The 9,173-nt window shown below is 39.5% G+C and carries 10 protein-coding genes; 5 read left to right on the plus strand and 5 right to left on the minus strand.

Translation table 11 applies throughout. The annotated features are described in order from the left end of the window. Positions 1–34 precede the first annotated feature (34 nt). Positions 35–538, minus strand: coding sequence for a 3-isopropylmalate dehydratase (gene leuD / locus QVB70_RS03270; RefSeq protein WP_287583341.1), 504 nt, complete (start codon positions 536–538; stop codon positions 35–37). Further along, positions 535–1,800, minus strand: a complete 1,266-nt coding sequence (locus tag QVB70_RS03275; RefSeq protein ID WP_287583343.1) for a 3-isopropylmalate dehydratase large subunit — start codon at positions 1,798–1,800, stop codon at positions 535–537. Before QVB70_RS03275 ends, leuD begins: the two co-directional genes overlap by 4 nt. Positions 1,801–2,022: 222 nt before the next feature. Between QVB70_RS03275 and asnS the strand changes: the two genes are divergently transcribed. Next, positions 2,023–3,321 (plus strand): asparagine--tRNA ligase, encoded by a 1,299-nt coding sequence (gene asnS / locus QVB70_RS03280; protein ID WP_287583345.1) that lies wholly within the window; start codon positions 2,023–2,025, stop codon positions 3,319–3,321. Between the two features lie 100 nt (positions 3,322–3,421). Here asnS and QVB70_RS03285 read toward each other — a convergent pair whose 3' ends face one another. Next, positions 3,422–4,651 (minus strand): putative sulfate/molybdate transporter, encoded by a 1,230-nt coding sequence (locus QVB70_RS03285; protein ID WP_287583347.1) that lies wholly within the window; start codon positions 4,649–4,651, stop codon positions 3,422–3,424. Positions 4,652–4,907: 256 nt separating this feature from the next. Beyond that, positions 4,908–5,885 carry a substrate-binding domain-containing protein gene (locus tag QVB70_RS03290; protein WP_287583349.1) on the minus strand — a complete coding sequence of 326 codons (978 nt, stop codon included), beginning with the start codon at positions 5,883–5,885 and terminating at the stop codon, positions 4,908–4,910. A gap of 211 nt (positions 5,886–6,096) precedes the next feature. Here QVB70_RS03290 and QVB70_RS03295 point away from each other — a divergent pair, with 211 nt between their 5' ends. The 4 genes from QVB70_RS03295 (at position 6,097) to QVB70_RS03310 (ending at position 8,489) form a co-directional block, all read left to right on the plus strand. Next, entirely contained in the window at positions 6,097–6,780 is a 684-nt protein-coding gene (locus tag QVB70_RS03295; protein WP_287583352.1) for an ABC transporter permease, read from the plus strand. Continuing rightward, on the plus strand, positions 6,777–7,511 hold the full coding sequence (locus QVB70_RS03300) for a phosphate ABC transporter ATP-binding protein (protein WP_287583354.1): 735 nt from the start codon (positions 6,777–6,779) through the stop codon (positions 7,509–7,511). The genes QVB70_RS03295 and QVB70_RS03300 overlap by 4 nt, the downstream gene beginning before the upstream one ends. A 21-nt stretch (positions 7,512–7,532) precedes the next feature. Continuing rightward, the gene (locus tag QVB70_RS03305; RefSeq protein ID WP_287583356.1) at positions 7,533–8,207 is read left to right on the plus strand and encodes a TOBE domain-containing protein; all 675 of its coding nucleotides are present in this window, start codon (positions 7,533–7,535) and stop codon (positions 8,205–8,207) included. A gap of 69 nt (positions 8,208–8,276) precedes the next feature. Further along, entirely contained in the window at positions 8,277–8,489 is a 213-nt protein-coding gene (locus QVB70_RS03310; protein ID WP_287583358.1) for a molybdopterin-binding protein, read from the plus strand. Positions 8,490–8,507: 18 nt separating this feature from the next. On the opposite strand, the gene QVB70_RS03315 is transcribed toward QVB70_RS03310, so the two are convergent. Continuing rightward, a partial coding sequence (locus tag QVB70_RS03315; protein WP_287583361.1) for a hypothetical protein occupies positions 8,508–9,173 on the minus strand: 666 nt, incomplete at its 5' end.

A 9,173-nucleotide genomic window follows, 5' to 3' on the forward strand; every position in this document is an offset into this window, starting at 1 on the left:
AGCCAATAAACACAATTTTCGTTTCTTTATCCTTTTAAACTAAAGCACTCTTTTTTAAATATTCTACAATACCTCCGTTATCTAAAATCTCAACTAAGAATTCTGGCAATGGTTTCATGTTTATTCTATCTCCATTAGTAAGATTCTTCACCTCGCCAGTTGAAGGGGTAATAACCAATTCATCAAGATCCATTCCAAAGCTAGATATACCTGGTGCTATAAACACGGGAAGTCCAATATTTATTGCGTTTCGAAAGAATATACGAGCAAAGCTCTCCGCTAAAACTGCTTTTATTCCAGAATACTTTAATACATAAGGAGCTTGTTCTCTTGAACTACCCGACCCAAAATTCCTGCCGGCAACAATAATTGTCTGCCCATCTTTGACTTTTTCTAAAAACTGTGTATCAAAGTTTTCAAATGTATATTTAACTAACTTCTCATAGTCTGAACCTAAAGTAAGTCTATGCGCTGCTATTATCAAGTCTGTATCGATATTATCCCCAAATTTCATGATTTTTCCTCTAATTTCCTTCATTTTACATCCCTCGGATCTGTGATTTTTCCCATCAAAGAAGAAGCGGCAACTGTGGCACTAGAAGCTAAGAACACTTCACTTGTTCTGTCTCCCATCCTGCCAATAAAATTGCGATTAGTTGTTGAAATGCACTTTTCTCCAGGACCCAACACACCCATATGTCCACCTAGGCATGGTCCACATGTTGGTGTAGAAACAACTCCACCTGCTTCTGCAAAGATCTCCAGAAGTCCTTCTCTTAATGCTTGTAACCAGATTTGCTGTGTACCAGGAATTACAATCAGCCTGAAATTTGCTTTCACTTGCTTTCCTTTTAGTATTTTTGCCGCTATTCTCAAATCTGTAAGTCTTCCACCAGTACATGAACCAATAAAGGCTTGGTCAACTTCTTGCCCTTCTAATTCCCTTGCAGTAACAACATTTGACGGTAAATGAGGTTTTGCGACCACAGGTTCAAGATTATCTGCTTCTATTTCGATTTTTTCTAAGTATTCGGCATCTTTATCACTAGTTAATGGTGTAAACACTTTTTTGGTTCTTTGCTCGATATATTCTATTGTTCTTTCATCAGGACAGACTATTCCTGTCTTAGCACCTGCTTCTATGCTCATGTTACAAATCGTAAAACGTTCATCAAATGGAAGTGCTCGTAATGCGTTTCCATCAAATTCCATTGCTCTATACGTAGCACCATCTACACCAATATCTCCTATAATCGATAAAATGACATCTTTACCCGAGATATATCCATGTTCGGGTAAATTTCCTGAAATATTAAAACACATAGTCTCAGGAACTCTAAACCATAATTCGCCGGTAGCAAACACTACTGCCATTTCTGTTGTACCTATTCCAACTGCAAAGGCGCCTACGGCTCCTGAGGTGCAAGTATGTGAGTCTGTTCCGACAACAAGATCTCCTGGAACTACATGTCCCTCTTGTGAGATCATTATATGACAAATCCCATGGCGACCAATCGGATAATAATTTGCGATATTTTGCTCTTTTACGAATTTCTCCATTGACAAACATAACTTGGCAGACGCAATGTCTTTATTTGGTACAAAATGGTCTGGTGTGACAATTATCCGTGAGGAATCCCAGACTTTTCCACCCAATTGTTCCAAGATTTCAGCGGTAGGTCCGCATAATACATCATGAGTTAAAGCAAGATCTATTTTTGCAGTTACTATTTGACCGCTTGTTACATGTTTTTCTCCAGATGCCCTTGCTAGTATTTTTTCTGAAATCGTATAGCCCATCTTTCATCACTATACATATTGGTTTTTCCTCAAAATCTCACAGATTTTTAAAAGTTTACTGGAGAAAAAAAGTTGCCTATCTTTAATAAGATATAATTGTATACTGACAACGGAATTTCTTGGCTTTTCTAAAAGTTAAAATTTAAAATCCACAATCACTATTAAAAATGAAGGTTGATTACAAGCCCCCTTAAAAGAGTAATTTTCCTTTGAGGTGTTTCTTTGAGGTATTTAACGATTGATGAAGCTTTGAATAGGGGTTCTGGAGCAGTAAATTTAAGAGGCTGGGTTTATAGAGAACGAAAATCGAACAAATTTGTATTCATAGTCCTAAGAGACGAATCTGACATAATACAATGTGTTATATCAAAGGAAAAAAATCCAGAACTCTTTGAAGAAGCCACAAAATTAACGATTGAATCGTCCGTACGGCTCACAGGTGAATTAAAGAAGGATGATAGGGCTCCCACCGGCTATGAAATTTCTCCTGTATCTGATTTGGAGGTTATACAAATTGCCGACCCTTTCCCAATAACTGCGGAGCAGTCTCTTGAACTTCTCTACGACAATAGACACCTTTGGTTAAGGTCAAGGAAATTAAATGCCGTATTAAAAGTTCGGCATTGCGTGGTTGGAGCCATTCACGAGTTCTTCAGAAGTCGTGGATATTATTTATTTGATGCCCCCATTTTTCAACCCATTCAATCTGAAGGTGGCGCTACGCTTTTTGAAGTTAAATACTTTGAAGATGACAAGATTTACTTAAGCCAAACATGGCAATTGTATGCTGAAGCAGCGATTTTTTCATTAGGCAAGATCTACAATATGGGGCCAACGTTTAGAGCAGAAAAATCAAAATCTTCAAGGCATTTGGCAGAATTTTGGATGGCCGAAATGGAAGCCGCTTGGATGAAGCTTGATGAGGTCACAGAAGTCGCAAAAGATGAAGTTCGATTTATCATACAAGAAGTTCTAAAACATAATAGGAAAGAAATTGAAATTCTACAGAGAGACATTGACTTGTTAGAACGTTATGCAAAAGAAGAATATCCGACGATCAAATATTCTGAAGCGTTAGATATACTCGCTAACGAATATCAAATGCATGTTCCCTGGGGTAAGGATTTAAGAACCATCGAAGAAGGAAAGATCGGCGAATACTTTAACGTACCTGTAGTTGTTACACATTATCCCACTAAAATCATGGGGTTTTACAAACCTCCGAGTGAGGATAAACCTGAGGAAGCGTTATGTTTTGACATGTTAGCACCAGAGGGGTATTGTGAAATCATTGGTGGGTCGGAAAGAAGTTTGTTAGTTAACGATATGATAAAAAGATTGGAAGCAGAAGGTGAAGATCCCACAAAATATGAATGGTATTTTGACCTGCGAAAGTATGGTAGTGTGCCCCATTCGGGCTACGGGTTGGGCGTGGAACGAGTAGTCAGTTGGATTTGTGGACTAGATAATATTAAGGACGCCATAGCTTTCCCGAGAACTATGACGCGAAAGAATCCATAATTCCAAATACCAGAATTCGTTAAATGTTGTCGTGTTCTACTTTTTTATTCAGCATATAAAAGAAGCCTTGCTTTTTGTTTATAAGAAGAACTTGAGGACACTAGGCTTGAAAATTATTCTCGGATTTAATTTTTTTTAGAACATAAAAAACTATTATCCCTACAGCAAACCCTACAGCCATATTTGTTAATATCGATAAAATAGCAGTTACAAGCATTATACCTATTTCCCTAAGATCGCGTTTAATGTCTTTAACGAAACTAACTAACTGAACACTCACAAAAAGTAACATTGCCGCTACTATGCCGATCGGGAATGCTGAAAATAAGGCAACAATTGATCCTGCAAACAATAAACCTAAAATTAGCTCAATTGTTCCTTCCATGATATTTGCTCCACCTGTCCGAGCGCCAAAAGAATATTGCGCGACTAGCCCGCCGCCCCCGTGACACATAGGAAAGCCACCAAAGAAGGGTGCAGCTAAATTCATTACCCCCATGTTTTGCATAATTCTTTTTTCACTGACTGCTCTTTCTGGGAAATAATCTTTAATTAAGGCTGCTACCACAATTACCGCATTTGTAATACTTAGAGGAATCTGGGCGATACCTGCTAAAAGCATTCCTTGATACATGCTTTGCAATGTCGGTGCTGTAAGAGGCGGTAATGTGAAATTAAAGATAATCACTCCCAATAACTGACCTTGAAACGCTATAATCCCAATCCCAAGAAGTACTAATACAAGTGCTGCTGGGGCGTTCTTGTTATTTCTTAATAAGACTATTAGAATAATGGCGATAAGACCGAAAAGCAATCCTGACAGCAGCATTTCAAAACCAGTAAGTGCGAGACTTATTCCTAGTGCTAAAAGAATTCCCCTAATTACACATTGCGGAGTATATTTTGAAATTTTCTCGATTACAGATTCTCCTTTGATCTTAGTAAAGGAAAGACCAAGCCACGCTAAACCTAGACTAAACCCTGTGCCATACACCAAACTTGGAGTCCATTTTTGCGCGATGGCAGCACTCGCGACAACTTTTTTGGGTTGAAGAGGCATTGGGATCTTGTAAACTAAACCTAGAAAGATATTGGTTAGCCCCAACATCACGAGAAAACCTGCCGGATGTAACCCTACTATCACGATATAACCTATAGCTAGGGGGACTAACGTTCCAAAATCTCCCATTGATCCCGCTAACTCTCTTAAATTAAATTCGAAATCAGGATGTGAACCTTTAACAGGGGTGATGGTAGCAGGCTCTGACTCTGCTTTCGCCTCTAAGCTCTGTTCTTGTTGCTGATCTTCCTTGTCATCTATCAAGTTCATCTATCCTCTTAATTAACTTCAAGATGCAGGCAATCCATTCCCTAGAACTATGACTCGAAAGAATCCTTAATCCAAATATACCAACATCTTTTGACTAGAAGTTTTTTGTGAAACATCTTGTCAGTATGCTATCCTATTATCATGGGCACTTTCTGGCTTATTTATCGGTAAAGTTGGACGTCAATTAAATGATCTTAAACTCTAAAAATTCTTTATGAGCATATACAAAATAAAAAAAAGGAATGTAATGATGAATTCAATGGCAGTGACAACATTCATGTGCTTCACAGAGTGCTGCTGTACTTGTTCCAAAGTTGCCGCTTATCGGTCCCCAGTGCGCGAGTTCTGCAGATTGCGTTGAACATCCGGTTATACTTGCACACTTACCATACAAGGGCTTAAACAAAACTTCGCCACCTACGGTATAACTGGCGATTTTGGCCTGGCCTGCTTCTGAAATCATGAACGCTACGAGATTTTGAGCCATTTCATGATTAAGATCTGGATACATCGCTGGATTAATCTGTATCATTCCATAGGGGTTCAGCAGGATTTGATCACCCTCTGATAAGACAATAAGCCCCAATGTGTTCTTTTTGGATAACCATGTGCCTCGATCTACAAGACAATAACCTAGTTGTTGATCCGCTACCGTTAATGTGTCACCCATCCCCTGACCAGTTTCTACGTACCATGACTTACCCACAGGGTCTATGCCAGTTTCATCCCAAATAACCAACTCTTTTTTATGCGTGCCTGAGTTATCTCCTCTACTGATAAATACGGCGTTGCCAGCATCCCCAGCAGCTGCGATTTTTTTGAACGTAGTTGTTGCACTGGTTTGACCAAGTATACCCGCAGGATCGCTTGGCGGTCCAATTATTATGAAATCATTATACATTACACATACACGATGCACTCCATATCCATCATTGACAAATTGATCTTCCGATGCCCGAGCATGGACCAGCAACACATCTGCATCACCCGACTGCGCTGTAGCTATTGCTTGACCAGTCCCGACAGATACTATGTCGACTTTCACGAGATATCTGTTTTCGAACTCTGGTAGAAGATAATCAAGTAAGCCAGAATCGTAAGTGGAAGTTGTTGTAGCTAAGATCAGCCTTGGTCGGCCGTATTCCCATGCAGCAAGGCCTACAGTAACGCCAAGTACAGCAACAATGACAACCGCAATCGCAATTCTCGTTCTTCTTTGACTCCACCTTGACATTTCCATATTCTCCTCAATATTGTTATGTATTTGAATTCATATCGTATACGATAGGAATATATATACATAACGGATAAATAATTGTCCGCGCTAGAAGGAAACCATCTTTTTATATTTACAGAAATACCTTTATGCGCAAGATTGCATAATGATTATAAAATGCATAACGGTTGTTGATCAGGATAGTTGATAGCGGTAGGAATGTGATATAATGGCTATCGGGGAGTCTTTATTAGAAGCGTTTTCAGCTGGCGAGTTATGGCAAATCATGTTTCTTTCGTTGCGTGTTTCTGGCACAGCGACATTTTTAGCGGCCTGTTGTGGAATCCCTCTAGGGATGATTCTTGGCTTACGCGTTTATATAGGTCGTAGGATGATCAATAATTTGGTAAACACAGCAATGGGACTTCCTCCAGTCGTTATTGGATTATTTGTGTTTCTCTTAGTTTCAAGGACCGGGCCATTAGGTTTTTTAGAACTTTTATATACCCCAACTGCTATGATTGTTGCACAGTGGGTATTGGCCACACCAATTGTTACAGGTATCACCATGGCTGCGGTTCGCAGTGTTCAAAACAAATATAGAGATACCGCCTTATCGCTGGGTGCAACAGAGACACAACTATGGATCACAATTCTCAAAGAGGCGCGAATATCGATCTTAGCGGGTATATGCGTTGCATTCGGACAGGCGATTTCTGAAGTCGGTGCTATTATGATAGTGGGCGGTAATATTCGTTTTACTACGCGTGCAATGACAACAGCAATCGTCCTACAGACCAGAATGGGCCTATTTGGCATGGCAATAGCACTTGGCATAATTCTCATTGTACTTGCCTTCCTTGTTAATCTGATTTTCACGACGCTGCAGGAAGGAACTGAGGTTGTAAGATGACTCTTCTCAAAGTTAGTAATCTGTCTAAAAAATACGTTGAAAAATACGCAATAAAAGATATTTCCTTTGAACTTGAACAAAGAAAATTTTTTACACTCATAGGACCTTCTGGCGCCGGAAAAACTACACTTTTACGCCTGATTAACCTTTTAGAGCCACCTACATCTGGAGAAATCGAATATAATGGATGGTCACTTAAAACATTGCACAAGAAAAAAATGGTAAATGCACGGCGTGAGATGGGTTTTGTGTTTCAGCGTCCTGTTGTTTTCTCCACGACAGTCAAAGCAAATGTGGCTTATGGTCTCAATTTTCGAAATCTACCTTCTGATGAAATTGAAGAAAGAGTTCATCGCGCACTTGACATGGTAGGTCTCCATGGATTTGAAGAAAGAAAAGCGTTGACTCTAAGCGGCGGTGAGATCCAGCGAGTGGCACTTGCAAGGACGCTTGCGACTGAGCCAAAAATGTTATTATTAGACGAAGCCACAGCTGATTTAGATCCCGCAAATGTAGCATTGATCGAAAGTGTGCTTAAAAAATTCAATGAGGAAAAAAAAGTCACAATTATTATGGCCACGCATAATTTTTTCCAAGCTAAACGTCTTGGAGCTCTTGTAGGATTCATGATGGGCGGTGAAATGATTGAGATAGGTACCGCTGACCAAATCTTTAATCATCCTCAAGATGAGCGTACGGAAGCTTTCATCTCGGGAGAAATGATCTATTAAAATAGCCTGTGTTTGATTAAAATGTCTACCAAAGTTCAAAGTGACAAAGAAAAGCATGACAAAGAGATTGAAGAAGTAGAAAACGACAATCGCACCTTACTTGAAATCTCACCGAAATTTCGACTGTGGTTAGAACTAGATGATGAATCACTTAGTGAGGAAGATAAAGCGTTACTTGGAAAAGGTGGCGCTTTACTTTTGCAAAAAATTTCAGAAACAGGTAGCATTAGCGAAGCTATCCGTGATGTCCCCTCTAAACATGGTGCACATAAAAAAACAGGTCTATCCTATCGATATGCTTGGGGTCTTCTAAAGAAGATAAGTACTCGTCTTAAGAAACCAATTATTCAAAAATTTCGAGGTGGGCGAAAGGGTGGAGGCTCTGAACTGACTTCAACTGGCGAAGAATTATTACGCTACTACATACGCTTAGAAAATCTCATTCAGGCAACTTTAGCCGATAAGGAATTGTGGGAGGCGATAAGCCTTAAATTAATCGATAAAAATCGCTTAGAAGGTGAAGTTGTTAGTGTTATGAGAGATCCTATTGCTGCAAAGGTAAAAATCGAATTAAAAGTTCCCACCGTAATACATTCGTTAATTACTACTGAAGCGGTAGATGATTTAAACCTAAAGGAAGGAGATACAGTCAAAGCGATAATTAAAGCTCCCCATCTTTACCTTAATGTCGCATAGTCGAATTTAATTCCTGAAAAGGAGTTATTCAAATAATTAAATAGAATACAAACCTTGAGAGGTTGTAGTTTGAAAATAAGCGCTAGGAATCAAATTGTGGGTAAAGTCATCAGTATTGAGAAAAAGCAAGTAGCTGCTTCGGTCAAGATTGAAGTGACCGAACCCGCAACTTTGACTACAGTTATTACTGTTGAAGCAGTCGATGAGTTGAATATAAAACCAGGTGATACTATCGAGGTGGTCGTGAAAGCCACCGAGGTAATGGTAGCCAAGGAATTGTAACTTTAACTTCTCATTAGTTTAACTTCTTATTACAGTTCCTACATTTTCCCCGTTAAGAATTCTGGTGAGAAATCCTTTTTTATGTCCGTTAACAATTTTTATTTCTTTTAAATGCTTAGAGTAAAGAAGTAACTCCACTGCTCTTCTTTCAAGAACCATATCCTCCATATCTCTTTCAAGAAGTTCTTCTGCAGTAATTTCACGAATAAGATCAGCATTTGGGTTCACGAATGGGTTTTCAGTATATAGTCCATCCACGTTTTTCACCATGATACAATTCTTTGCTCCAAGCACCTCAGCAATGAGAACGGCGCCCGTATCAGTTCTATTTGGAGGAATAGATCCTACTTTTGGCGGTTGTTCATATAGTCCATAGGTCGGAGTGCCATGAATCACTGGCAAGAGTCCAATGGCGAGTAAACTGGATATCTGCAGTAGATCGGCAGTATGTATCCTCACGCCATCGTATTTCGAGAGGAGAATAGACATCATGATGGCGTTTTGTTCACTAATCTTACCAGCCAATTCTGCTAGTACTCCAGTAGGCATGCCCAACTCGATTCCAATATCCATAATATGCCTTACCCTTACGCCACCGCCCGTTACCACCAAAAGTTTGTTCCTCTCGGAAAGTTTTCCAATCTCCTCAACTAAAGGCAGGACCACTTCTCTGCCATAATCAAT

The organism is Candidatus Borrarchaeum sp., from assembly GCF_019058535.1.
GTDB lineage: Archaea > Asgardarchaeota > Sifarchaeia > Borrarchaeales > Borrarchaeaceae > Borrarchaeum > Borrarchaeum weybense.

Excerpts from the sequence above, each read along its gene's own strand:
- leuD (WP_287583341.1), bottom strand. The coding sequence starts at position 538 with ATGAAGGAAATTAGAGGAAAAATCATGAAATTTGGGGATAATATCGAT.
- QVB70_RS03275 (WP_287583343.1), bottom strand. The coding sequence starts at position 1,800 with ATGGGCTATACGATTTCAGAAAAAATACTAGCAAGGGCATCTGGAGAA.
- QVB70_RS03285 (WP_287583347.1), bottom strand. The coding sequence starts at position 4,651 with ATGAACTTGATAGATGACAAGGAAGATCAGCAACAAGAACAGAGCTTA.
- QVB70_RS03290 (WP_287583349.1), bottom strand. The coding sequence starts at position 5,885 with ATGTCAAGGTGGAGTCAAAGAAGAACGAGAATTGCGATTGCGGTTGTC.
- QVB70_RS03295 (WP_287583352.1), top strand. The coding sequence starts at position 6,097 with ATGGCTATCGGGGAGTCTTTATTAGAAGCGTTTTCAGCTGGCGAGTTA.
- QVB70_RS03300 (WP_287583354.1), top strand. The coding sequence starts at position 6,777 with ATGACTCTTCTCAAAGTTAGTAATCTGTCTAAAAAATACGTTGAAAAA.
- QVB70_RS03305 (WP_287583356.1), top strand. The coding sequence starts at position 7,533 with ATGTCTACCAAAGTTCAAAGTGACAAAGAAAAGCATGACAAAGAGATT.